Consider the following 25,457-nt stretch of genomic DNA (forward strand, 5'->3'; position numbering starts at 1 on the left):
TACTATGAATTATCACCAATATTATCCTGTTGATGTCGTCAATGGCCCCGGAACTCGCTGTACACTGTTTGTGGCAGGGTGTGTTCATCAATGCCGTGGTTGTTACAATCAAAGCACATGGCGAGTAGATTCAGGTGTGCCATTCACCCAAGAAATGGAAGATCAAATTATCCAAGATTTGCAAGACACGCGTATTCGTCGACAGGGTTTGTCCCTGTCGGGCGGAGACCCGCTACACCCAGCCAACTTGCCTGCGGTGCTCAAGTTGGTTAAACGCGTAAAAGCCGTTTGCCCAGATAAGGATATTTGGTTATGGACAGGATACATATTGAGTGATTTGACGCTTGAACAACAAAAAGTGGTGAGTTTAGTTAATACCGTAATTGACGGTAAATTTGAACAGGATTTACATGACCCACGCTTAATTTGGCGCGGTAGCTCCAATCAAGTGATCCACAAATTGCGTTAAATTTGGCATTCCCAATGTAGTTTGGTACCAAAACCTAATTTGTTATCGACCATTTTGACATTCCGCAAGTGAAGCTGCCAAACAGGCAGTTTCGCTACTAATGCCACAGGGAAACGACGACAGTAAAAACCGCGGGCAAGCCGTTCTTCCTCACCTTCTAATATTTTAATTTCACCTGTAAATTGAATACCTTGTATTGCATTAACGGCTTTGGTTTGCGCTGATATTGTGCCAGCCACTTGCGGGTTAGCCACCATCAATTGCCCATGCCTTGAATTCGCGTCTGTCATTAAAACCAGGCACATCGTTTTCGCATCAAATGCATAGTAACAACTGGCAGGCCAGATATCATTGTTATGGTAAGTAAAAAGAGAGAAAACGTGTTGGCGGGCAATATAGCGCTGGATGTGCTTTAAAGTTTGTTCAGGCGTCATAGCGGTTTCCATGTAAACCCGTTCAGAACAAGCTTTTGGGGGATTCCCCTTAAGCTTGCTTAAACCGTTCTGAACGTAGGTATAAAATTCGCTATTACTATACTCTAACTAGCTGAAATATTAACCTAAATATTTTTAGGCCTATACGCCAACTAAATTCGAGTCTTTACTCTAAATAATTCGAGTTGTAGCTAGGCGGCAAGTGAACGAGGCGCTAGGAGCATACATAAGTATGTGACTAGTGCGAATGAACGCGGCCAACAACGCTACGGCTCGAAGTATGACAAGTAAATATGATGAATAGGGTTATTTATAGATAGCCGCGGTACCATTCATTGAGTTTTCACCACCAGCAGAAATCACACGGAATGAAGTTGCACCAGCTTCATCAGCTTTTTTGGCTAATTGTGCGGTCAGGTCATTGACACTCACTGCACCTGTTACTGAGACATAACCCGCAGCTGGCTGACTAGTATGTTGAACTTCTTCAGCAGCCATTGAACCGAATGATGCAGCACCTAAAGCTAAAGCAGCAGCAAATAATGTTGATTTTTTCATTGTATATTCCTTCTTGTAAACTTGATTTTTAGTTGGGATTTTTACTGTCCCTCTGTGATATGGATCATATTATGCGCTTTAGTTTGAAAAGAAAATTAGCTAATTTTGCTATAGTTATTCAAATAATTTGAATCATAACTTAGATTGAGGTTACAAATTTGTGACAGTTTCATATCATTTTTTATTTAAATTTTAATATGTTATAAATATCTTACTTAACGAATATATTCGTTGTTCACCCAATATTTTTCCCTTATAAATCAGCACAGAATGATAAAAACAACACTAAATAATAGCCAATTAGAACAAAATGACTGGTATCTTTACTTGGTGAGAGAGAAAAATAACGCCTTGTATTGTGGTATCACCACCAATGTGCAACGTCGTTTTGAGCAACATAAAGCAGGAACAGGGGCAAAAGCATTGAAAGGGAAAATGCCACTGACATTAGCATTCTCGTGTTTTATTGGTTCTCGTTCAGCAGCGTCGAAAATAGAATATCAAGTTAAGCAACTGAATAAAAAAACAAAAGAAAGGCTGGTCATAGACCAGCCCGATGACTTAGTTAACTACTTAGCTAACTATAAATTATTGAAGTGTGAAGAGTAAGTCACCAAACCTTGGTGTTCTCCAATTTCACCATTCTCTAAGCCACAAACCAAAAAATGAGCTTGTTGTTCAGGCCATTGGCAGCTTATACCGTGACTTGCAGCGGGTTCAAAACCGAAGCGCGAATAGTAGCGTTCATCCCCCAGTACAACGACTGCACCATAACCAAACTCATTAAGGCTATCTAACCCTTCATAGACCAGTTTTTCTGCAATCCCTTGGCCTTGATGCGCTTTATTTACCGCTAATGGTGCAAGGCCAACCCATTGCACGTCTTCATCGTTAACGTCGACAGGCGTGAAGCCTACATAGCCAATCACTTCACCATCATCATTTGTTGCCACAACCCCGAGAGTTAGCAAACCATCCTCACGTAAATGTTGAACAAGATTAGCTTCTGCTTCAGTTGGAAACGTTTCACGCAATAATTTATCAATACCCATTGCGTCGACAGGGATTTCAACTCGAATTAGCATGAAGTTAACGCAGGCGACTTATGCTCTACGTCCTCACTTTCATGCACGGTTTTAATTACATCAGCCAATTGTAATAAAGCAAAACGCAACGGAGCTGGCATATTTTCGAGTTCAAAAGCATCCATTAAGTTTTTCACATAGAGGCCAAGCTCTGTATCCCCTTCAATCACCAACCTACGTTGGAAAAAGAGCGTATCAGGGTCTTCTTTACGCGCGGCGATCAGTACTAGATCATTCGCATTACCACTCACACTAACATCAGCCTCTGCATGCTGTTTGACGGACAGTTGGCCGCCTTGCAAACTGATAAACCAGACTAACGCTAAGTCACGAACTTCAACCTTTAGCCATTTGTCTTCGAGAAAATCAAGTTCCCCTTCTTTCACTGATTCACGAAATTGCCAGCTTAGTAATTGCTCAAGAACTTGGCGCTGCAATGCGAATGGGGTTACTTTTAAAGGCAGTTTCAAAAATGAAGGGCCTTTCGTGATGAGTTGAGAACGAATTTTACCTAACACAGTACTGACTCCCGTAGTAATTGTCTGCCCGTTTTCGTGTAACTACTTAACAGCAGTAGCAGCTCGAATTATTTAGGGTAACATATTGCATATTTAGACGATTAAATTTTCGACGCTAATAACCCCATTTATTGAAGCCATTAACCTAACATTTGACTCACGATAAGTTATCTTGCCAAAAAATGTTATTATTGGCTTGATCCTATATCAATTTTTGCCCATCCCGCCAATATTTATTTCTCACTTCCCATGGATAAAAAATCATCCCTAATTACCTATCCGTTCCAATAAACGATCAAAAACTAGTCATAGATAATTCATATACCCTATTTATAAAACTTATCCTCTTTCATTTGGTAAAGTTGCTTTATTACCCACCAGCCCCCTTATTTCCCTAACGACCTTAATTAACGAATACTGATATCCATTAACAATTTCTCTGCTCTAAATCAAAATCTATAACAGTTCTGTTGACTAGAATGTCAGCTGTTAAATTTTACACAGGGATAGGACAATGGAATTACTCTGCCCCGCAGGGAATTTGCCCGCTTTAAAAGCGGCGGTCGATAACGGCGCTGATGCCGTTTATATTGGACTAAAAAATGATACCAATGCACGGCATTTCGCAGGACTTAATTTTACTGAAAAAAAACTGCATGAAGCTGAGCGTTATATCCATAACCGTAAACGAAAATTACATATTGCGATTAATACGTTTGCACATCCTAATGGTTACGAACGTTGGCAAAACTCCGTCGATCTTGCCGCAGATCTTGGTGCTGATGCCTTGATCTTAGCCGATATTGCCATGTTAGAGTACGCTGCAAATAAATACCCGCATATTGAAAGGCACGTTTCTGTCCAAGCCTCAGCGACCAATACTGAAGCCATCCGCTTCTATGAACGTAATTTCCAAGTTCACCGCGTTGTCCTTCCACGTGTGCTATCTATTCACCAAGTGAAACAATTAGCCAAAAATAGCCCTGTGCCACTGGAAGTGTTCGCTTTTGGTAGTTTATGTATCATGGCTGAAGGGCGCTGCTATCTGTCTTCATATCTCACAGGTGAGTCACCAAATACGGTAGGCGCATGCTCTCCAGCCCGTTTTGTTCGTTGGCAACAAACGGAGGAAGGAATGGAATCACGCCTCAATAATGTGTTGATAGACCGTTACCAAAAAGATGAAAATGCAGGCTACCCAACGCTATGTAAAGGACGTTATCTTGTCGATGAACAGAAATATCATGTCCTTGAAGAGCCTACCAGCCTCAACACCATTGAATTATTACCTGAACTGATAGCAGCAAATATTGCCTCTGTCAAAATTGAAGGCCGCCAGCGCAGTCCTGCTTATGTGACTGAAGTGACGCGTATTTGGCGCCAAGCCATCGACCGCTTTAAATCCAACCCTAACAACTTTGTCACTGACCCGAAATGGCTAAAAGCGTTAGGTGGGCTGTCTGAAGGAAGCCAAACCACATTGGGTGCCTATCATCGTAAATGGCAGTAATTTAAAAGGTAAATATCATGCAGTACTCGTTAGGATCTATTCTTTATTACTGGCCAAAACAAACGCTGGAAGATTTTTATCAACACGCCATGCAAAGTGACGCTGATATTATTTATCTCGGTGAGACTGTGTGTAGTAAACGCCGAGAAATGAAGCCCAATGACTGGATAGAACTCGCACAACAACTGGCCAAGAGCGGCAAACAAATTGTTCTGAGTACCCTTGCTCTTCTTCAAGCTCCTTCCGAACTTAAAGAAATCAGCAAGTTAGTTGATAATGGCGAGTTTCTCGTTGAAGCCCATGATTTTGGTGTGATCAACATGTTAGTCGAAAGAAACCTTCCTTTTGTCGCTGGTCACGGTTTGAATTGCTATAACGCACAAACCTTAAATATTCTCTTACGCCAAGGTATGGTGCGCTGGTGTATGCCTGTAGAGTTATCGCGTGACTGGCTGGTTAATTTGCTAAATCAGTGCGATGACATAGGTATTCGTGGCAAATTTGATGTTGAAGTAATGAGCTACGGTCACTTACCACTTGCCTATTCCGCACGCTGCTTTACTGCGCGCTCTGAAAATAAGCAAAAAGACGAATGCGAAACTTGTTGTATAAACTACCCACAAGGGCGCAAGGTGCTTTCTCAGGAACATCAGCAGGTGTTTACGTTGAATGGTATTCAAACGCTCAGTGGTGCTTGCTATAACCTTGGCAATGACCTGTATTCAATGCATGACCTTGTGGATATTGTACGCATATCCCCTGAAGGTATTGAGTCACTTGAGATATTCAAGCAATTTAAAGCGAATGAAAATGGGGATATTCCATTGAATATTTCAGATAAAAATTGCAATGGTTATTGGCGACAAATTGCAGGATTGTCGATGGTGCCTTAAATCAATTACCCACCTTATAACCACCTATCCTCAGGTACAATGCATTTGCATTACACTGAGGATAGACTGGAAAGTTTTGAGGTAAATAAAATGATTGATATAGACCCAAGCACCGTGTCTTTACGTGCAAAATCCCACCTTACCGAATGCAGCCAAACAACTATCCCTGCGGCTATACGTGATGCCTATCAAGTATTTGCCTCAATGCTAAGTACAGGTAGCCCTCCTGATGACTGGGAAACCTTAAGCCAAGAAGCAAAAATGGCAACAAAAGCCGTTGATCTCAACTCAGCAATAGGTTTCCTACTCAAAAATAACGGTTAATGCCGATGCCTGCGCCAACGGTTAAACATATGGCTAATATGGCGTAATTCTCCATCTCGCAGCATACCAATGAATACCCCAATAACCGTGTAAATAACGCCTAAAATCAACATCATCACGATATCCATAAGTACATCACTAAACGGTAATCCCATTTGGTTAAGGCCTGCCATGGCGTTTGTAGCCCATGTAGATGGTAATGCAGAGGCAATCATACGTACCCAATCAGGCATCGCCTGTAGTGGCCAAATCGTGCCTGACATATAAAACACCGGGGTGGTAATAAATGCCAAAGTTAAGTAAATCATTTCAACACTGCGCAAACATTCCGTCACTAACTTGCCAAGCCCTAAAACAGCCAATAGGAATGGGAACGTGAACATCCAAATCACATACAATGGCGCTTCTTGTCGGTAGCCCAATACCCATGGCCAAAGCGCGAAAAATACAGTGGATAAAAATAACCAGATCGGAATTAAAGCAGATAACGCCCCTAAATAAACGGCTAATGGCGGCTTTCCTTTAGGTGTAGAACGCACCGCGATACTGACTCGTACACAGGCAATAAGTAAGGAGTGCTGCAATAACATCACCAATAAGCCAGGAAAAACGATCGCTGCAAAGCTGATCCCTGGGTTATACAATGGCTCAGTTTCACTGCGGATAGGGGTAATAATCACTTTGGCCTGCTCTTGGCTATAACCTGCTTTAGTGAGTAATTGGGTGTTATAAGCATTGAGCAGGGTTTGGTAGGCTTTTGATAACTCTTGCTGAATTTGCCCACTCGCTAGCCGGTTGGTTCCATCTCCATACACTGGCACCGTGATATTTTTACCGCTCAGTAAATGTTGTTGGAAATCCGTTGGAATGATAATTATCGCGAATAGTTTTCTCGCGATCATATCTTGACGTGCTTGAGCAAGGTTATCATAACTTTGCAATTCCACTTTCGGTGTCGCATCGAGGTCACGGATTAACTCGCGGCTTGCTGTGCTGTGATCCATATCAATCACAGCAACAGGTAAATCCCAAAGAACAGGCTTTGCATAAACTAAGCTCATGACGCACAGAGAAACCAACAATAATAGCCACATCGGTTTTTCCAACATTCCCAGTAGCACTTTACGAAAGGTTGCAAAATAGATAGTCATCAGACAACCCCTCCTTGGTTTTCTAACCGTTTGACTAAACGCTTACGAATTAAAAAGCCAATTACAAATGGGTAAATCAATAAAAATAGACACACTTGAACAATGCGAGCAAAGGAAATCTCCCGCAAGAAAATATCAAACATGGCATTTAATGTATGTGTAAGTGGTTCAATATTCGAAATAATTTGTGCAGGCAATATCATTGACAGTTCCGGTACCGCCATACCCGAAAAGGCCAAAGCGATACTCACCAGCATCCCTATCAAGCTATACGCCATAATGGCACTTGAGGTAAAACTAAACAGCAATAAACCAATACTCTGCGCTGCTATGACATAGAAAAAACCTAATATAATCATATACAACGGGTTTCCTACCACTTTAGCATCAAAAATAGTAACTAATGCCGCAATCTCTACAGCAAGTAATATACTGAAAAATAAGGTATAAGGGGCTAACTTCCCAAGTAACGCCATCACAAACGGTTTAACACTTTGTAAGGTAGAACCTCGTGACATCGTATAGATTGTTGCGGTAACAACAAACAGCTGGAGCATATGAATGGTTGCGGCAAACTGTTGATAATAAATATAACTACCGCTCGGGTTGAATAAACTGTCATAAGAAAGTGTCACTTGGGCTAACGGAGGCAGCGCCTTTCCCATTGACTTGGCCATTTCTTGGCGATACTTCGCATTCAGCTCTGCCACTAACCCACTAAAATCTTGAATCGCATAACTGCCTGATGCATAGAAGAGCGCATTATAATACATACGTAGCTCAGGTTGACGTCCTCGTAAGACATCTTCTTCGAAGTTATGAGGAATGTACAATAACGCGTAATCTTTTGAACTACCCAGTCTTTTTAATGATGTACTGAGATTGTCATCAATGGTTTTCACATCCGCATGTGGACCCGCATCGAGGTCACGAATAATTTGCCGAGACACTGGGCTATGGTTATTGTCCACCACAGAAACGGGTAAATCCATCAATGTCCCCTCTGAAAAGTTAGCACTAACTAACGTAAACAGCATTAATGGAAACAGCCAGCTTAACCAATGAAAAACAGGGCTACGAATAGCCATTTGGGTTTCACGGCTAAAGGCGTGCTCAAAACCGTGCCAAGCGAACTTAAATTTCATGGCAACACCTTTTACTTATCCCAGTGCCATAACACACTCATACCAGGCCTTAGCCCATCAATCGGCTCTACAGGGTATAAACGAATTTCAAATGTTTTTAAATCGAAGTCACCGGTTGCACGTGTCGCTCGTTTTGTCGCATAGTCACCTTTCGGTGCGATATAGCGAACCTCAGCCTCAATTAACTTATTCCCCAAGGCAGGCACATCAAGTTGCACTTTGTCGCCTTTTTTCACATCAACTAAAATATCTTCACGCAAGTTATAGACAAAATAAGCTTGAGGAAGTCGAATTAATGAAATTAAAGGACTACCGGCATTGAAAAGTTCACCTATTTCAGCAGGAATAGGACCAACTTCGCCATCTACAGGGGCTTTTACTTGCAAGTCATCAATTTGTACTTGGATTTCAGCAAGTTTATGTTCTGCTTGTTGTAATGCCGCTTCATATTGTTGGCGTTGCTCTATACGGTCACCATGTAAGCCCTCATCTAAGCGCGCTTTTGCACTTTGCACTTGCGAAAAAGCCACATCTTTGGCTTTACGTGCATTATCAAGCTCATTCGCGGAAACATACCCTTTACCTTTCAAATTACTCAAACGAGCATATTCACGAGACGCATTTTGATATTGAGAATTGGCTTGTGATAATGAGGCTTGTAAATCGCGGATGGTTTCAACACGAGTCCCATTCATGGATTGTTCTAGTTGCGCTTTTGCTTGGTCTCTCGCGGATTTCGATGCCTCATATTGCGCTTGCAGTTCTGGGCTCTCTAGAGTTATCAGTAATTGCCCTTGTTTGACATCATCGCCACGCTCTACGTGGCGTTCTATCACTCGTCCTTTTGCCTTCGAGGTGACGATTACCTCGGGTGCATCCACCTCTCCCTGTAACAATAAATATTGGTTATGGGAATGAAAAAGTGCCGCTGCTGCGATTAAGATAAGCATCAGCAAAATCAGTGCTATTGTTCTTTTTTTCATTATTTATGTGAACCTTAAATAATAACGGGGGAAACTATCATCCCTAGAGTATGACAAGAAAGTAAAATACAGCGTTAATAAATTCGTGCGCAAGATCACGAAAAGGTAGGACATTGACTAATATTGAAGCGATTTCTACCTTATGTCAAATAATGATGAGTGCACTTTTCTCAAATGCCGATTACTTAGCCAATGACTTACGGTATAATGACTAGCCAAATAAATACTAAAAATAGATAACAATAGTAAATAACTCAACCCCAAATAAGAATCCCACAACGTGAACACGACGAGCCATGCTCTAAATAATTCGCGATGTGGGTAGGCGGCAAGCGAGACTATCTTGGGAAGCATACATCAGCATGTGACCCGAGTAGGCGAGAGCAGCCAACACCCCCACAACGTGAAACATAACGAGCCATGCTCTAAATAATTCGCGATGTGGGTAGGCGACGAGGAAGCGAGACCCTAGGAGCATACATCAGTATGTGACTAGGGCGAGATGACGAAGTCAACACCCCCACATCACGAATTATGACGAGCATGTACGAATTTGATTTAATATTACTCCTACTCCAGCAAATGTGTGTCTACCTCGTTATTGCTTGGGCGCTTAGCCGCACACCATTAGTTATCCCTCTTCTGAAGGTGACCATCCGCTTACCGCATAAAGTCATGTGCTACCTGATTTTCTCGGTATTTTGCATTATCGGTACTTATTTTGGTTTGCATATCAATGATTCTATTGCCAATACTCGCGCTATTGGAGCCGTTCTTGGCGGCCTATTAGGCGGCCCTGTGGTCGGCTTTGCTGTCGGTTTCACTGGTGGGCTGCATCGTTATTCATTAGGAGGGATGAGCGCCTTTGCTTGTATGGTCTCGACCATTGTTGAAGGATTGATTGGCGGGTTAGTTCATCGTTACTTTATGAAACGTGGCGAAATTAATAAAATTTTTAATCCTATGATTGCCAGTTGTGTCACTTTTATCGCTGAAATCATACAGATGCTAATTATTTTATTGCTGGCGAAACCTTTCGATGAAGCGCTAGAACTCGTTAAAAATATCGCTGCACCGATGGTGATCGCGAATACTATTGGTGCGGCAATGTTTATTCGAATTTTACTCGACCGCCGTGCGATTGTTGAGAAATACACTACCGCGTTCTCTGCTCAGGCACTAAAAATTGCTTTAACGACTGAAGGGATTCTGCGTAAAGGCTTTAATGCTGACAACAGCATGAAGGTCGCTAAGATTATTTATCAAGAGTTAGAAATTGGTGCTGTCGCCATTACAGATCGTGAAAAAATACTCGCGTTTATTGGCATTGGCGCTGACCACCATCGACCCGGGACACCGATTTCGTCAAGCCAATCAAGGCAAGCTATTGAGAATAATGAAGTCGTCTATGCTGACGGCAATGAGACTCCGTATAAATGCTCATTAAGCCCCACCTGTAAACTCGGCTCTGCGTTAGTGATCCCATTACGCGGAGAAAACGAAAAAGTGATTGGTACCATTAAACTGTATGAAGCGAAAAATAGCCTGTTTAGTTCCATAAACCGTACTCTCGGTGAAGGAATTGCCAGCTTGTTTTCTGCACAAATTTTAGCGGGCCAATATGAACGCAACAAACAATCATTGTTGCAATCCGAAGTTAAGCTGCTTCACGCTCAAGTAAATCCTCACTTTTTGTTCAATGTGCTCAACACTCTGCAAGCCGTGATCCGCAAAGATAGCCAACAAGCAGGCCAGCTTGTGCAGTATATTTCGACGTTTTTCCGTAATAACCTAAAGCGGCCCGAGCAAAGTGCCACACTCGGCGAAGAAATTGAACATATCAATGCCTATTTACAGATAGAAAAAGCCCGTTTTCAAGAAAGCTTACAAATTCATATTGAGATCCCTGATGAAGTCAAACAGGTTGAACTGCCTGCATTTACCCTACAACCATTGGTTGAAAATGCAATTAAACATGGCACCTCACAGTTATTAGAAACGGGTTATATTACAATACGTAGTTATATCGGCAGTGAACATGTGTATATCGAAATAGAAGATAACGCAGGGCTATATAAGCCTGCAAAACAGTCTGATGGCTTAGGGATGGGCTTAGTCGATAGGCGCTTACGTTTAAAATATGGTGAGCAATATGGCATCAGCGTAGAACACGAGCCAGAAAAATTCACCCGAATGAAAATTCGCCTGCCTTATTTGGCTACAACATAATAATGATTAAATTACCTCTATGAATGTATTGATTGTTGATGACGAACCTCTTGCACGGGAAAATGTGCGTTGCCTGCTCGAAGAATACGATGATATTGAAATTATTGGCGAATGTGCCAACGCAATAGAAGCGATTGGCATCATCCATAAAAAAAAGCCTGATGTGGTCTTTTTGGATATTCAAATGCCACGCCTAACGGGTTTAGAAATGGTACGCATGCTAGATCCAGAAGACCGCCCTTATATTGTCTTTCTTACCGCTTTTAATGAATTTGCCATTCAGGCTTTTGAAGAACATGCTTTTGATTACTTGTTAAAACCCCTTGAAACAGAACGATTAGAAAAGACCTTAAACCGCCTACGCCAAGGCAAGCAAAAACAAAATCTAGAGCTGTTAAGTAACAATGAGCCACTAAAATTTATCCCTTGCACTGGCCATAGCCGTATTTATTTAATGAAACTTGATGAAGTGCTATATGCCACCTCGCGAATGAGTGGCGTGTATGTAATGAGTACGCAAGGATTGGAAGGTTTTACAGAGCTCACTCTGAGAACATTAGAGACTCGAACACCTTTAGTGCGCTGCCATCGCCAATATTTAGTCAATATGACCCAATTAAACGAAATTTTATTTGGTGACAGTGGGCAAGCGGAGTTAGTACTGAGCTCAGGTGAGCGCATTCCTGTTAGCCGTCGTTATCTAAAGCCACTAAAAGAGGCATTGGGGTTAGCTTAAAATCATAATATGAAAAATTGTTCTCTAATATGTATAACAATTTGAAAACACAACAATCAGATGCTTTATTAAAACTGATTATAGCCGCTAAAAATAACGTGGATAATAATCGTATAATGACAGTTAGTGAAGCTAGAAGAAGGTTGATTGAAAGAAGGGCTAAACAAACTTAAATAAAAAAACCCGCACTTCAATGAAATGCGGGTTTTGTGTTTTAGTAGGGAATTAATCCCTATAAAACCAAGTCATTATGCGTTATGGCTGCTGCTACGACGACGAGGTGCCGCATTAGTGCCATCTTGGCGTGGAGCAGAGTTACCACGGTCACGGTTACCACCGCCACGACGCTCACCGCCGCCACGACGTTCACCACCGCGCTCACCGCCACGGTCATTACGACGACCTGCACCGAAGCCACCTTCGCTACCGCCATCACGACGACCACCACCACGACGCTCACCACCGCCACGACGTTCGAACGGTTGTGCATCACCGATCAGCTGCATTTGAGTTGGTTTATTCAAAATGCGTGCGCGACTTAAATGAGTTAACACGTCCGTTGGCATACCTTTTGGCAATTCAATTGTCGAGTGCGTTCCGTACAATTTGATATTACCGATATAACGGCTGCTGATATCCGCTTCGTTAGCAATCGCACCAACAATGTGACGAACTTCCACACCATCATCACGGCCAACTTCGATACGGTACATCTCCATATCACCCACATCACGACGCTCACGACGACCGCCACGCTCACCGCGTTCTGCACGGTCAAAACCATTACCATTGCTATTACGGTCACGACGATCACCACGACGATCATCACGGTCGTTGAATTCACGACGTGGGCGACGCGGTGCATCTGGTGGCAAGATCAGCGCACGTTCACCTTGTGCCATTTTCAGCAAGGCTGCGGCTAAGGTTTCCATATCAACATCTTCTGATGGGGACATTTTCGCTAACAGTGAACGGTATTGGTCTAAATCGCTGCTTTCTAATTGCTGTTGAATTTTCTCAGCAAATTTCGCCTGACGACGTTGGCTAAGCAGATCTGCATCTGGTAATTCAACTTCAGGAATAGTCAGTTTCATCGTACGTTCAACGTTACGTAGCAGACGACGTTCACGGTTCTCAACAAACAGTAACGCACGGCCCGCACGGCCCGCACGACCTGTACGACCAATACGGTGAACGTAAGACTCCGCATCCATTGGGATGTCGTAGTTAACAACTAAGCTAATACGCTCAACATCCAGACCACGCGCTGCAACGTCAGTAGCGATCAAGATATCTAGACGACCATCTTTTAAGCGCTCTAACGTTTGCTCACGCAGTGCTTGGTTCATGTCACCATTCAATGCGGCGCTGTTGTAGCCATTGCGTTCTAATGCTTCAGCCACTTCTAATGTTGCATTTTTGGTGCGTACGAAAATAATCGCAGCATCAAAGTCTTCTGCTTCTAAGAAACGTACTAACGCTTCATTTTTACGCATGCCGTACACAGTCCAATAGCTTTGAGCAATATCTGGACGAGTGGTAATGCTAGCCTGAATGCGAATCTCTTTCGGGTCTTTCATAAAACGACGTGTAATACGACGAATTGGTTCAGGCATTGTTGCAGAGAACAGCGCAGTTTGGTGCTCAGCTGGAATTTGGCTCATGATGTTTTCAACATCTTCAATGAAGCCCATACGCAGCATTTCATCAGCTTCGTCTAAAACTAAGCCTTTTAATTTAGAGAGGTCTAACGTTCCACGTTTTAAGTGATCCAGAAGGCGGCCTGGTGTACCCACAACAATTTGCGGTCCTTGGCGCAGCGCACGTAACTGTACGTCATAACGTTGGCCACCATACAGGGCAACAACGTTAACGCGGTTCATATGTTTAGAGAAATCGCTCATTGCTTCCGCCACCTGAACAGCCAACTCACGAGTTGGTGCCAGAACTAAAATTTGCGGAGCTTTTAAATCTGGGTCGATGTTATGCAGCAATGGCAAACTAAATGCAGCAGTTTTACCGCTACCTGTTTGTGCCATACCTAATACATCATTACCATCCATTAACAATGGAATACATTGTTGTTGGATTGGTGATGGTTTTTCATATCCCAGGTCGTTTAGTGCTGTCAAAATAGATGCTGATAAACCTAACTCAGCAAAAGAAATATCGGTCTCAGTAGTCATGTAAAGGTGCCTCATACATAATGGCAGCCAGTTTACATAACCATGCGAAAATCATTTCGGTCATTTTCATTTAAAATGTGAACTGGCTCAAATTGTGTTTATTAAACGAACAAATAGGCCGTCACCCCGAGGGATGATGACTTAAAAAAATATCGTGAAATGTTCGTCAGCTATTGCTGGCCCGATTCTAAAAGGTCGTCTTGTTCTTGGCCTAACAGCGCCAATTCCAACAATGCATAGCGGTGTTCAACAAAGCTGTGAGCGTTGTTAGCTACCGTCAGTTTGAATAACGCAACTGCGCTATCCTTATCCCCCAGACTTAGGTAATGCTTACCTAAATAGAAGTTAGTTTCACTGAGATGCTCAGCGAGCGAAGTGTTATCCGTAGACGTTTCTTTCAAACGCGCCATCAATGTATTTTCATCGATATTGCCAAGATAGAATTCTACGATATTCCAGCCCCATTGCCCTTTCTCCGCTTGGTTGTAGCGGGCGGCAAGATTATCTTGCGCCATACGCGGGTCTATGTCTTTCTCTACGAGATAAAGCCACAGAGTACGAAAAGGATCATTTGGATCTATCTGATAATACGCCAGCAGATCATCCTGCGCTAGTTTGTATCGTTCACCGTAATATAATGCGATGCCACGATTCATTCGCGCGAAATTGTAAGTTGGATCAAGCTCTAAAACAGAATCAAACGCTTCATAGGCAGCATCATAATTGCCTGCCTGCGTAAAATATATCCCTAAAAAATTAAAAACTTCAGGAATATCAGGACGAATGGCTAACGCAGTTGAAAAATCATTACGCGCCAGTGCCCTTAAACCGAGACTATCATACAACACACCGCGCTCATATAAAAGCTGTGCGTATTCATCATCGGTTAAAGACCGGCTCGCAAGAATTTGTTCCATACGAGCCAGTATCACTTCTTGTTGCAATGAAGGTTGAAGTGGAACGGCAAATACCTCGTTCTTTCGCCAATCTTTGCTACTACATCCAATAATAACAAAAAAGATAAGCGCCAAGAGCACACGCGGTAACGTGCGATAATCTCTCACCCGAAGACAGATACTGTTCGACATACTCCGCCCTTACATTACCACGCTTTACAAATTATGGTTTCAGCAAATTTAGGCTGATAGCGCCCTAACTTAATAGAGCGCGGTTAGGTCAGCTTACTCTGCTGAGTCCTGCGGCTGTGCAGTTGATTCTTCAGTTGCTACCGCTTCTTTCATGCTAAGGCGGATACGACCTTGACGGTCAATTTCCAATACCTTAACAGGAACTTCTTGACCCATTTGCAGGTAATCTGTCACTTTCTCAACACGCTTGTCCGCGATTTGAGAAATATGAACCAGACCTTCTTTACCCCCACCAATCGCAACGAATGCACCAAAGTCGACGATACGGGTTACTTTACCTGGGTAAATGCGGCCCACTTCAACTTCTGCAGTAATGTCTTCGATACGACGAATTGCTTCTTTCGCTTTCAGGCCATCCGTTGCAGCAATCTTAACAGTACCATCATCTTCGATTTCAATCGTTGTGCCAGTTTCTTCCGTTAATGCACGGATCACTGAACCACCTTTACCGATGACATCTTTGATTTTGTCTGAGTTAATTTTGATCGTGTAAATGCGTGGTGCAAATTCAGAGATCTCTTCACGTGGGCCATTAATTGCTTGTTCCATTGTACCAAGAATGTGCAGACGTGCACCTTTTGCTTGGTTCAGAGCAACTTGCATGATTTCACGTGTGATACCTTCGATTTTGATGTCCATTTGCAGTGCACTGATACCTTCACGGCTACCAGCTACTTTAAAGTCCATGTCACCTAAGTGGTCTTCGTCACCTAAGATGTCAGACAGAACAACGAAATCGTTACCTTCTTTCACCAGACCCATTGCAATACCTGCAACAGCGGCTTTAATTGGCACACCAGCATCCATCAGTGCTAATGATGCACCACAAACAGATGCCATTGATGATGAACCATTAGATTCAGTGATTTCAGATACAACACGGATAGTGTATGGGAAATCAGCGTGGTCTGGCATTACTGCTAACACACCACGTTTCGCTAAACGGCCATGGCCGATTTCACGACGTTTTGGTGAACCCACCATACCAGTTTCACCAACAGAGTATGGAGGGAAATTGTAATGGAATAAGAAACGGTCAGTATATTCGCCCATTAATTGGTCGATAACCTGCGCATCACGTTCTGTACCTAACGTTGCCGTTACCAGTGCTTGAGTTTCACCACGAGTAAACAGTGCAGAACCGTGAGTACGTGGCAGAACTCCTGTACGAACGTCCAGAGCGCGAACCATATCTTTTTCGCGGCCATCGATGCGTGGCTCACCACGGATAACACGGCTACGAACAACTTGCTTTTCTAAGCTTGCTAAAATGTCAGCAACTTCAGAAACATCAACGTTTTCGTCTTCAGCAACTAATACTGCAGTGACTTCTTCTTTGATTAAGTCAACCTGCGCGTAGCGCTCTTGTTTCTCAGTGATGCGGTAAGCGTCGCCCATACGGCTTTCAGCTAATTGTGCAACACGGTCATGCAGAGCTTGGTTAACTGGCTCTGGCTGCCAATCCCATTTCTCTTTACCTGCTTCTTTCACTAATTCATTGATATTCTGAATAACAACTTGTTGTTGGTCGTGGCCAAATACCACCGCACCTAACATTTGCTCTTCGCTTAATAAATCAGCTTCAGATTCAACCATTAATACCGCGTTATCAGTACCTGCAACCACTAAATCCAAACGGCTGTTTTTCAGCTCGTCCGCTGTAGGGTTCAGAACATATTGGTCATTGATAAAACCAACACGCGCCGCACCAATTGGGCCATTGAATGGAACACCTGACAGTGCTAATACTGCAGATGCACCGATCATCGCAACGATATCTGGGTTAACTTGTGGGTTAACAGACACAACAGTCGCAATGATTTGAATTTCGTTATAAAAACCTTCTGGGAACAGAGGGCGTAGAGGACGGTCAATCAGACGAGCGATTAACGTTTCACCTTCACCAGGACGACCTTCACGACGGAAGAAGCTTCCAGGGATGCGGCCCGCTGCATATGTACGTTCTTGATAGTTAACAGTTAAAGGGAAGAAATCTTGACCTTCTTTCACTTTTTTCTGTGCAACTGCAGTCACAAATACTGCAGTGTCATCCATGTTAACCATAACAGCAGCAGATGCTTGGCGTGCAATCATACCTGTTTCAATCGAGACAGTATGTTGACCGTATTGGAATTTACGAACAATAGGATTTAACACTATATTACCCTTTTTGTAAGGCTACCTGAGATTCTCAGGGAGCATTGGCTTACTCTTCCTACTACAGCCTCGCGACTAATGAGAATACTGATATTCCAGTGATCAGCTCTCTCATTAGCCGCGCGAATCGGATGCAGCGAAGAGGCATTAATAAAACAGCTTACTACGACTTATAGCTTAGCATTTAAGTTAAGTATAATTCGAGTATTACTTCAACTTTCAAAATAACTTTTAGAAGAAAAGGGGCCTCTGGCCCCTTTTCTCTGAAACTGACTCTACTCGTCATACTTCAAGTTGCAACGTTGCTGACTACATTCACTTGTACTAGCCATATACTGATGTATACACCTAGCAACTCACTCATTTGTCGCCTAGCTGCAACTCAAATTATCTAGAGTAAGATTAGCGACGCAGACCTAAACGCTCGATAAGAGCAGTGTAACGCGCGATATCTTTACCTTTCAAGTAAGCTTGTAAGCGACGACGCTGAGCAACCATACGCAGCAGACCACGACGGCTGTGGTGATCTTTTTTGTGCTCTGCAAAGTGGCTTTGCAGGTGGTTGATTTGTGCAGTCAGCAGAGCGATTTGAACTTCGCTTGAACCAGTGTCATTTTCACCGCGGCCGAACTCAGCAACGATTTTAGCTTTCGCTTCATTACTTAGAGACATAATAAACTCCAAAATGATTAATGTAAGTGATGAGAGCCAATCTCTAATTTAGCATCTCAAGATTAAGCGCCGCTATTCTACGCTGCTTAAGGCAGCAAAGCAATAAGCGCTACTACGCGGGCTGTTCATTTTCCACAACCAAACGCTTCGGTGCGATGCGTCCATCCTCACTCACCAAAGCAATACCGATAAACCGCCGCGCTGTACCACAAGTGACTCGAACCATACCGTTTTCTTCAAGGCCTTCAACCGCGGCTCTCACAGGTTGTCCCTGTTTAAAGTAAGCCCCTGTTTCCTCTGTAATATTTACAGCTGGAAAATGAACGACTGCGGTATCCATTGGCAATAATAAAGTATCAAGCAAGGACTCAAAAGACCCTTCACCTGCATCTACTTTTGCTCGTAAAGCGGCTAATTGCTCTAATGTTACCATTCGCTCATAAGGGTAATTCGCCACTTGTACACGACGCAGATAAATCACATGCGCACCACAACCTAGCATCTCGCCTAAGTCATCAATAATGGTACGAATATAGGTGCCTTTTGAGCAATGAATTTCCAGCTCTAACTCATTATTTTCTAAACGAATAAACTGTAGCTCATACACAGTAATCGGGCGTGCTTCACGTTCAACCGTAATTCCTTTACGTGCATATTCATACAATGGACGCCCTTGATGTTTTAAGGCTGAATACATCGATGGAACTTGCAGGGTATCACCACGAAAAAATTCTAGAGCATCGTCCAGTTGCTGCTGTGTAAACTCTACGTTACGCTCACTGATAATTTCACCATGAGAATCTGATGTATCAGTTCGTTGCCCAAGACGAGCAATGACGCGATAACGTTTATCTGAATCGAGTAAAAACTGGGAAAATTTCGTCGCTTCGCCAAGACAAACAGGTAACATGCCTGTTGCTAGAGGGTCAAGTGCCCCCGTGTGTCCAGCTTTATTGGCATTAAAAAAGCGCCGCACTTTTTGCAGCGCATCATTTGAAGAAATATCCGTGGGTTTATCCAGCAGCACTACGCCGTCAATATTACGGCCGCTACGACGACGCCCCATTATTTTTCCTCTTTACTATCTGTATCAGCACGACGTTCTTCGTCATGGCGAATGACATTCGATACCAGATTAGACATACGCATGCCATCGACTAGTGAGTTATCATATTCGAACGTTAGCTCAGGAATGATACGTAAGCGCATTGCTTTTCCAATTAATGAACGTATAAAGCCTGATGCTTCATTTAATGCTTTAATGCCGTCTGCAACCATTTCTTCTTCACTTTTATCATTAGCGATATTGAAGAAGGTCACAAAGACTTTACCGTATGCAAGATCGCGAGATAACTCGACACCTGAAACAGTAGCCATACCAATACGTGGGTCTTTGATCTCACGTTGTAAGATGATCGCAATTTCTTTTTGCATCTCTTGCGCAACGCGCTGAGCACGACTGAATTCTTTTGCCATCGTTATATCTCCTGACAATAAAGGGGGCTATCGCCCCCTTATAACACTATTTTGTAATCACGATACTTCGTGGGCTCCCACAAAATTAACCGTCGATAGAACGCTTAACTTCAATGATTTCGAAGACTTCGATCATATCGCCAACGCGAACGTCGTTGTAGTTCTTAACGCCGATACCACATTCCATACCGTTACGAACTTCATTGACGTCATCTTTAAAGCGACGCAGTGATTCTAATTCACCCTCATAGATAACGACGTTATCACGTAATACACGGATTGGGTTATTACGTTTGATGGTGCCTTCAGTGACCATACAACCAGCAACAGCACCGAATTTCGGTGATTTAAACACATCACGAACTTCTGCCAGACCAATAATTTGCTGTTTGTACTCAGGCGCTAACATACCGCTCATCGCTTGTTTGATTTCATCAATTAAGCTATAGATAACAGAGTAGTAGCGTAAGTCAACACTTTCACTTTCAATCACACGACGAGCAGAAGCATCTGCACGTACGTTGAAGCCTAAGATAATAGCATTCGATGCCGCAGCTAATGTTGCGTCAGTTTCAGTGATACCACCGACACCAGAACCGATGATCTTAATTTTAACTTCATCAGTCGACAGCTTCATTAGAGAGTCAGTAATCGCTTCACAAGTACCTTGAACGTCGGTTTTCAGAACGATGTTCAGCTCAGATACTTTACCTTCTTCCATGTTAGCAAACATGTTTTCCAGTTTAGATTTCTGCTGGCGAGCTAATTTAACATCACGGAATTTACCTTGACGGTACAGGGCAACTTCACGTGCTTTTTTCTCGTCACGTACAACGGTGGCTTCATCACCCGCCGAAGGCACGTTAGATAAACCTAAAATCTCAACAGGCATTGAAGGACCTGCAGATTGAACTTCTTTACCTAATTCGTTACGCATTGCACGAATACGGCCATATTCGAAACCACACAGGACGATATCGCCTTTGTTCAATGTACCTTCTTGAACCAGGATTGTTGCAACTGGGCCACGACCTTTGTCTAAGTACGATTCAACAACGACACCGCTTGCCATACCTGCATATACTGCTTTCAGTTCTAAGACTTCAGCTTGCAGCAAGATAGCATCAAGCAGCTCATCAATACCGGTACCTTTCTTCGCAGAAACGCTGATGAACTGAGTATCACCACCCCAATCTTCAGAAATAACACCGTACTGAGACAGCTCATTTCTAACGCGATCTGGGTCTGCTTCTGGTTTATCAATTTTATTTACCGCGACAACAATTGGCACACCTGCCGCTTTCGCATGCTGAATAGCTTCAATTGTTTGTGGCATAACACCATCGTCTGCGGCAACAACCAGAACAACGATATCCGTTGCCTGAGCACCACGAGCACGCATTGAAGTGAATGCGGCGTGACCTGGAGTATCTAAGAAGGTGATCATACCCTTGTCAGTTTGTACGTGGTAAGCACCAATGTGCTGAGTAATACCACCCGCTTCACCTGATGCTACTTTCGTTGAACGAATGTAGTCAAGTAGAGAGGTTTTACCATGGTCAACGTGACCCATAATGGTCACAACTGGCGCACGTGGCTCTTGAAGTGCAGAACCCGTGTCACGGTCATTCATTACCGCTTCTTCTAATTCGTTTTCACGACGCAGAATAACTTTGTGGCCCATTTCCTCTGCGACCAACTGTGCAGTTTCTTGGTCAATCACTTGGTTGATAGTCGCCATGGCGCCCATCTTCATCATAGTTTTGATGACTTGAGAACCTTTTACTGCCATTTTATTAGCAAGTTCACCAACGGTGATCGTTTCACCAATTACCACATCACGGTTAACCGCAACGGCTGGCTTAGTAAAGCTTTGTTGTAAAGAACTACCTTTACGTTGCTTACCTTTGCTGCGACCTGAACGGCCAGCGGCACGTTCTTCTTCGCGATCTGCTTTTTCAGAAAGTTTATTACCTTTCTTTTGGCGAGGTGCTTTTGCAGTACGATTACGTGAACGACGGCCTTCTTCTTTCTCATCACTTTCATCTTCGGCTGCACGAGCGTGCGTCGAAGTTGTTGTGTGATAATCGCTGTCTTCTTCAGTTTTCGTGTCTGCAGTCCACTTTTCACCGTTTTCTTCAGCCATTTTGCGTGCTTCTTCAGCCACGCGACGTGCTTCTGCTTCAACTTTGCGCTGAGTTTCTTCTTCAGCTTTACGTTTTAGCTCCGCAGCTTCAGCTTCACGGCGTTGTTTGTCGGCATTACTTTCTACAGCTTTGCCTGCTTTTTGTTGATTTTCGCTTGGTTTCACTTTTTCTCTTTCCGCTGCTTCGCGCGTAGCTTTATCTGCTGCTTCACGTTTTGCTTTCTCTTGGGCTTCACGTTTTGCCTTTTCTTCCGCTTCACGTTTAGCTGTTTCTTCTGCTAATCGTTTTGCTTCTGCTTGACGTTGTGCCAGTTCTTCAGCTTCGCGCTGTGCCTGCTCTTCCGCTTCACGCTGCGCCTGCTCTTCCGCTTTTGCTTCTTCAGCATCACGGTTCACATAAGTGCGTTTTTTGCGGACTTCGACATTTACCGATTTGCTTTTGCCACCGGTGACGGGGACACTCAGCGTACTACGAGTTTTGCGCTGTAGTGTCAATTTGCTTGGCTGACCCGCTGCTCCGCCTTGTTCACGGTTTAAATGGCTCAGTAAAGCTTCTTTTTCTGACTGGCTAACAGAGTCATTCTCACCTTTTTTGATCCCTGCTTCAGCAAATTGCTGTACCAGGCGATCAACTGTGGTTTGAATTTCCGTTGCCAATGTTTTTACAGTTTCTGTCATGCCGTTCCTTCCTGCTACAGTGTTTACGCATCGTTACCGAACCAGCAAATATTACGTGCGGCCATGATGAGCGTACCTGCTTTCTCATCATCCAGACCTTCAATATCAATCAGGTCGTCGATGCCCTGCTCAGCAAGATCTTCCAGTGTACAGATTCCACGAGTAGCCAAATTATAGGCAAGAGTACGATCCATACCTTCAAGATTCAACAAATCTTCTGCTGGCTGATTATCACCTAGGCTCTCTTTTTGAGCCAATTCTATTGTGGTGAGGGCCGCTTTCGCTCTTTCACGTAGAACTTCAACAGTCTCTTCATCAAGACCATCAATTTCCAGAAGTTCATTAATAGGCACGTAAGCCAGTTCTTCTAACGTCGAGAAGCCTTCTTCAACAAGTGCAGTGGCAAACTCTTCATCAATATCAAGATGCTTGGTGAATGTATCAATAGAAGCATGTGCTTCTGCCTGATGTTTTGCATTAAGCTCTTCTGCGGTCATGACGTTTAATTCCCACTTGTCATCACCACGGTGTTTTTTCAGTAATTGCGCTGCCAGACGCACGTTTTGACCGTTACGTCCAATGGCTTGCGCCAGATTACTGCTTTCTACGGCAACATCCATCGTACATTTGTCTTCATCGACCACGATAGATGCAACATCAGCCGGAGCCATTGCATTAATAACGAATTGAGCTGGGTTATCGTCCCATAACACAATATCAATTCTTTCGCCGCCTAATTCACTAGAAACGGCTTGAACTCGCGCTCCACGCATACCAACACAAGCACCAACAGGGTCGATACGCTTGTCATTAGTTTTAACCGCAATTTTTGCACGAGAACCTGGGTCACGGGCAGCGGCTTTGATTTCAATAATTTCTTCACCGATTTCTGGCACTTCAATGCGGAATAACTCAATCAGCATTTCAGGGCGAGAACGCGTAACAAAAAGTTGTGCGCCGCGCGCTTCAGGACGAACATCATACAGGACTCCGCGGATACGGTCACCTGGACGGAAGTTTTCACGTGGCAACATATCTTCACGCAGAATCACAGCCTCAGCGTTATTGCCTAAGTCTAACGTGATATTTTCACGATTAACTTTTTTCACCTGAGCAGTGATAATTTCACCTTGTTGCTCACGGAATTGGTCAACAACCATCGCACGCTCTGCTTCGCGTACTTTCTGTACGATAACTTGCTTAGCTGTTTGAGTGGTAATACGGTCAAATACAACAGACTCGATTTGGTCTTCGACGTACTCTCCAAGCTGCAGTGCAGGATCTTCGTATTGAGCCGCTTCTAACGTAATTTCACGCGTTGGCATTGTGACTTCTTCGACAATTAACCAACGACGGAAGGTGTCGAAATCACCTGATTTACGGTCAATTTCTACACGGACATCAATTTCTTGCTCGTATTTCTTTTTAGTTGCCGTCGCTAATGCAGTTTCCAGAGCCTCGAAGATTTTTTCACGAGGGAGGGATTTTTCGTTAGAAACCGCTTCTACAACAGCCAGAATTTCTTTATTCATCCTAGTTGCCTCATTGAACTTTATTAAAAGTGGGGTACCAAGTTAGCTTTCTGGATGTTGCCGAGGGCGAACACCTCATCCTTACCATCTACAGTAACCGTAATCATTTCACCGTCTATGGCCTTAATAACGCCTTGCCACCTACGGCGGTTCTGCATTGCTATACGCAAAGTCAATGCCACCTCTTCACCCATAAAACGCTCGTAATGCGCAACAGTGAATAATGGACGCTCAAGCCCTGGTGACGATATTTCCAGGTTATAAATGACAGAAATTGGATCTTCAACGTCCAATACTGCACTGACCTGATGGCTGACATCAGCACAATCATCAACAGTGATGCCTTCTTCACTATCGATGAAGACACGCAGTGTCGATGTGCGACCACGGATAAACTCTAAGCCAACAAATTCAAAGCCTAGCGCCTCCACCGGTGCTGAAATCATCTCTGTTAATTTCTGTTCTAATGTGGACAAGCCCACCCCCAGACATAAAAAAAGGGCTATAAAAGCCCAGTTAATTCGATTGTCAAATAACAAAAAACCCCGAAATTCGGGGCTTTATGCAACTGGACCCTGTAGTGCACGGGTTCACCATATTCTTATTATACCTGTAAAATCTAGAGAAATCGATGAGAAATTTTGAGAGCTGTTAGTTAACTGCACTTGATTGCTACACCGGATAACTACTATAGACTAAGATACTGACAAGGTATGTTGAATAAGAAATGGTTGCGGGAGCCGGATTTGAACCGACGACCTTCGGGTTATGAGCCCGACGAGCTACCAAGCTGCTCCATCCCGCGTTCGAAAACGTGTCATATTCTACACAGATAACCTGCAAATCACAAGCTATCTAAAATAATGGTGCCGAGGACGGGACTTGAACCCGTACGCCCGTTTTGTAGGCACTACCACCTCAAGGTAGCGTGTATACCAATTTCACCACCTCGGCACTGAGGCGAGGTTATCAATAGTTAATCAATAACCTCAAATTTTAACTTCTCACTCATCGCTGAGCTTACTACTTAATGATGGCATTAGTTGCCTTCATTCGGAATCTTTCACACTTAACGAGGGATATCACTCGTTGGTGTAGCTGGTGCTGCCGGAACGTCTGTTGGTTGCTCGACTTTTGCAGGTTCACTAATGTTTTCCCACTTACTACCACTACCAGTTCCGTACTTGTTAGCAGTCATATTGCCAAGTACCAAACTGATGATGAAAAACACAGCAGCCAAGATTCCAGTCATACGGGTCATGAAGTTACCTGAGCCCGATGAACCAAACAGTGTTGCAGAAGCGCCCGCACCGAATGAAGCTCCCATGTCAGCACCTTTACCTTGCTGTAACATAATCAGACCAATAAGCCCGATAGCCGCTAGCAAGAAAATAATTAAAAGAGCTACATACATTTGAGTTACCTAT

The 25,457-nt window shown here is 43.5% G+C and carries 24 protein-coding genes and 2 tRNA genes; 7 read left to right on the forward strand and 19 right to left on the reverse strand.

Annotation, left to right across the window (positions count from 1 at the left end; all coding sequences use genetic code 11):
• The first annotated feature begins 4 nt into the window (after nucleotides 1-4).
• The gene (gene nrdG / locus PSE72_RS15505) at nucleotides 5-469 is read left to right on the forward strand and encodes an anaerobic ribonucleoside-triphosphate reductase-activating protein (RefSeq protein ID WP_004907505.1); all 465 of its coding nucleotides are present in this window, start codon (nucleotides 5-7) and stop codon (nucleotides 467-469) included.
• Here nrdG and PSE72_RS15510 read toward each other — a convergent pair.
• Both PSE72_RS15510 and PSE72_RS15515 read right to left on the reverse strand, forming a co-directional pair.
• On the reverse strand, nucleotides 466-915 hold the full coding sequence (locus PSE72_RS15510; RefSeq protein WP_272691004.1) for a YhbP family protein: 450 nt from the start codon (nucleotides 913-915) through the stop codon (nucleotides 466-468). The genes nrdG and PSE72_RS15510 overlap by 4 nt on opposite strands.
• Before the next feature lie 294 nt (nucleotides 916-1,209).
• Nucleotides 1,210-1,461, reverse strand: coding sequence for a DUF1471 domain-containing protein (locus tag PSE72_RS15515; protein WP_004907501.1), 252 nt, complete (start codon nucleotides 1,459-1,461; stop codon nucleotides 1,210-1,212).
• A gap of 270 nt (nucleotides 1,462-1,731) precedes the next feature.
• On the opposite strand from PSE72_RS15515, the gene PSE72_RS15520 reads away from it, so the two are divergent.
• Nucleotides 1,732-2,070: a GIY-YIG nuclease family protein gene (locus tag PSE72_RS15520; RefSeq protein ID WP_004907500.1), complete on the forward strand. Its 339-nt coding sequence runs from the start codon at nucleotides 1,732-1,734 to the stop codon at nucleotides 2,068-2,070.
• Here PSE72_RS15520 and PSE72_RS15525 read toward each other — a convergent pair.
• Nucleotides 2,043-2,546: a GNAT family N-acetyltransferase gene (locus PSE72_RS15525; protein WP_004907498.1), complete on the reverse strand. Its 504-nt coding sequence runs from the start codon at nucleotides 2,544-2,546 to the stop codon at nucleotides 2,043-2,045. The two genes, PSE72_RS15520 and PSE72_RS15525, sit on opposite strands and share 28 nt — an antisense overlap.
• Nucleotides 2,540-3,064 (reverse strand): ubiquinone anaerobic biosynthesis accessory factor UbiT, encoded by a 525-nt coding sequence (gene ubiT, locus PSE72_RS15530; RefSeq protein WP_004907497.1) that lies wholly within the window; start codon nucleotides 3,062-3,064, stop codon nucleotides 2,540-2,542. The genes PSE72_RS15525 and ubiT overlap by 7 nt, the downstream gene beginning before the upstream one ends.
• Before the next feature lie 514 nt (nucleotides 3,065-3,578).
• Between ubiT and ubiU the strand changes: the two genes are divergently transcribed.
• From ubiU to PSE72_RS15545, 3 genes are all read left to right on the forward strand, one after another.
• The gene (gene ubiU, locus PSE72_RS15535; protein WP_115168084.1) at nucleotides 3,579-4,574 is read left to right on the forward strand and encodes a ubiquinone anaerobic biosynthesis protein UbiU; all 996 of its coding nucleotides are present in this window, start codon (nucleotides 3,579-3,581) and stop codon (nucleotides 4,572-4,574) included.
• A 17-nt stretch (nucleotides 4,575-4,591) separates the two neighbouring features.
• Nucleotides 4,592-5,467 carry a U32 family peptidase gene (locus PSE72_RS15540; protein WP_109912114.1) on the forward strand — a complete coding sequence of 292 codons (876 nt, stop codon included), beginning with the start codon at nucleotides 4,592-4,594 and terminating at the stop codon, nucleotides 5,465-5,467.
• A 90-nt stretch (nucleotides 5,468-5,557) separates the two neighbouring features.
• Nucleotides 5,558-5,791, forward strand: coding sequence for a hypothetical protein (locus PSE72_RS15545; protein ID WP_232800925.1), 234 nt, complete (start codon nucleotides 5,558-5,560; stop codon nucleotides 5,789-5,791).
• Here the strand turns inward: PSE72_RS15545 and PSE72_RS15550 are convergent.
• The 3 genes from PSE72_RS15550 to PSE72_RS15560 are packed head-to-tail and all read right to left on the reverse strand — an operon-like array spanning nucleotide 5,788 to nucleotide 9,070.
• Nucleotides 5,788-6,942, reverse strand: a complete 1,155-nt coding sequence (locus PSE72_RS15550) for an ABC transporter permease (protein WP_115168085.1) — start codon at nucleotides 6,940-6,942, stop codon at nucleotides 5,788-5,790. The genes PSE72_RS15545 and PSE72_RS15550 overlap by 4 nt on opposite strands.
• Nucleotides 6,942-8,087: an ABC transporter permease gene (locus PSE72_RS15555; protein WP_004907489.1), complete on the reverse strand. Its 1,146-nt coding sequence runs from the start codon at nucleotides 8,085-8,087 to the stop codon at nucleotides 6,942-6,944. The genes PSE72_RS15550 and PSE72_RS15555 overlap by 1 nt, the downstream gene beginning before the upstream one ends.
• An 11-nt stretch (nucleotides 8,088-8,098) precedes the next feature.
• Nucleotides 8,099-9,070: an HlyD family secretion protein gene (locus tag PSE72_RS15560; RefSeq protein WP_115168086.1), complete on the reverse strand. Its 972-nt coding sequence runs from the start codon at nucleotides 9,068-9,070 to the stop codon at nucleotides 8,099-8,101.
• Nucleotides 9,071-9,613: 543 nt separating this feature from the next.
• On the opposite strand from PSE72_RS15560, the gene PSE72_RS15565 reads away from it, so the two are divergent.
• Entirely contained in the window at nucleotides 9,614-11,299 is a 1,686-nt protein-coding gene (locus PSE72_RS15565; protein ID WP_004907485.1) for a sensor histidine kinase, read from the forward strand.
• 19 nt (nucleotides 11,300-11,318) lie between these two features.
• A complete protein-coding gene (gene btsR, locus PSE72_RS15570) occupies nucleotides 11,319-12,035 on the forward strand; it encodes a two-component system response regulator BtsR (protein WP_109912117.1) in 717 nt (238 codons plus the stop codon).
• A gap of 248 nt (nucleotides 12,036-12,283) precedes the next feature.
• Here btsR and PSE72_RS15575 read toward each other — a convergent pair whose 3' ends face one another.
• The 12 genes from PSE72_RS15575 to secG form a co-directional block, all read right to left on the reverse strand.
• The gene (locus tag PSE72_RS15575) at nucleotides 12,284-14,221 is read right to left on the reverse strand and encodes a DEAD/DEAH family ATP-dependent RNA helicase (RefSeq protein WP_004907484.1); all 1,938 of its coding nucleotides are present in this window, start codon (nucleotides 14,219-14,221) and stop codon (nucleotides 12,284-12,286) included.
• 170 nt (nucleotides 14,222-14,391) lie between these two features.
• Nucleotides 14,392-15,309, reverse strand: a complete 918-nt coding sequence (gene nlpI / locus PSE72_RS15580) for a lipoprotein NlpI (RefSeq protein WP_004907480.1) — start codon at nucleotides 15,307-15,309, stop codon at nucleotides 14,392-14,394.
• Nucleotides 15,310-15,402: 93 nt separating this feature from the next.
• A complete protein-coding gene (gene pnp, locus PSE72_RS15585; protein ID WP_004907477.1) occupies nucleotides 15,403-17,526 on the reverse strand; it encodes a polyribonucleotide nucleotidyltransferase in 2,124 nt (707 codons plus the stop codon).
• A gap of 402 nt (nucleotides 17,527-17,928) precedes the next feature.
• The gene (rpsO, locus tag PSE72_RS15590; protein WP_004905890.1) at nucleotides 17,929-18,198 is read right to left on the reverse strand and encodes a 30S ribosomal protein S15; all 270 of its coding nucleotides are present in this window, start codon (nucleotides 18,196-18,198) and stop codon (nucleotides 17,929-17,931) included.
• 112 nt (nucleotides 18,199-18,310) lie between these two features.
• Nucleotides 18,311-19,264 (reverse strand): tRNA pseudouridine(55) synthase TruB, encoded by a 954-nt coding sequence (truB, locus tag PSE72_RS15595; RefSeq protein ID WP_115168087.1) that lies wholly within the window; start codon nucleotides 19,262-19,264, stop codon nucleotides 18,311-18,313.
• Nucleotides 19,264-19,674: a 30S ribosome-binding factor RbfA gene (gene rbfA / locus PSE72_RS15600; RefSeq protein WP_115168088.1), complete on the reverse strand. Its 411-nt coding sequence runs from the start codon at nucleotides 19,672-19,674 to the stop codon at nucleotides 19,264-19,266. Before rbfA ends, truB begins: the two co-directional genes overlap by 1 nt.
• 85 nt (nucleotides 19,675-19,759) lie before the next feature.
• A complete protein-coding gene (gene infB / locus PSE72_RS15605; protein ID WP_004907473.1) occupies nucleotides 19,760-22,498 on the reverse strand; it encodes a translation initiation factor IF-2 in 2,739 nt (912 codons plus the stop codon).
• 23 nt (nucleotides 22,499-22,521) lie between these two features.
• Complete coding sequence (gene nusA, locus PSE72_RS15610; RefSeq protein WP_004905898.1) at nucleotides 22,522-24,030, reverse strand: transcription termination factor NusA; 1,509 nt, start codon at nucleotides 24,028-24,030, stop codon at nucleotides 22,522-22,524.
• Between the two features lie 23 nt (nucleotides 24,031-24,053).
• Nucleotides 24,054-24,506, reverse strand: a complete 453-nt coding sequence (rimP, locus tag PSE72_RS15615) for a ribosome maturation factor RimP (RefSeq protein WP_147281961.1) — start codon at nucleotides 24,504-24,506, stop codon at nucleotides 24,054-24,056.
• A gap of 252 nt (nucleotides 24,507-24,758) precedes the next feature.
• A tRNA-Met gene (locus PSE72_RS15620) sits at nucleotides 24,759-24,835 on the reverse strand.
• Nucleotides 24,836-24,894: 59 nt separating this feature from the next.
• Nucleotides 24,895-24,984, reverse strand: a tRNA-Leu gene (locus tag PSE72_RS15625).
• Nucleotides 24,985-25,099: 115 nt separating this feature from the next.
• On the reverse strand, nucleotides 25,100-25,444 hold the full coding sequence (gene secG / locus PSE72_RS15630; RefSeq protein ID WP_115168089.1) for a preprotein translocase subunit SecG: 345 nt from the start codon (nucleotides 25,442-25,444) through the stop codon (nucleotides 25,100-25,102).
• Between the last annotated feature and the right edge of the window lie 13 nt (nucleotides 25,445-25,457).

Origin of the sequence: Providencia sp. PROV116, from assembly GCF_028482485.1 — a bacterium.
GTDB lineage: Bacteria > Pseudomonadota > Gammaproteobacteria > Enterobacterales > Enterobacteriaceae > Providencia > Providencia rettgeri.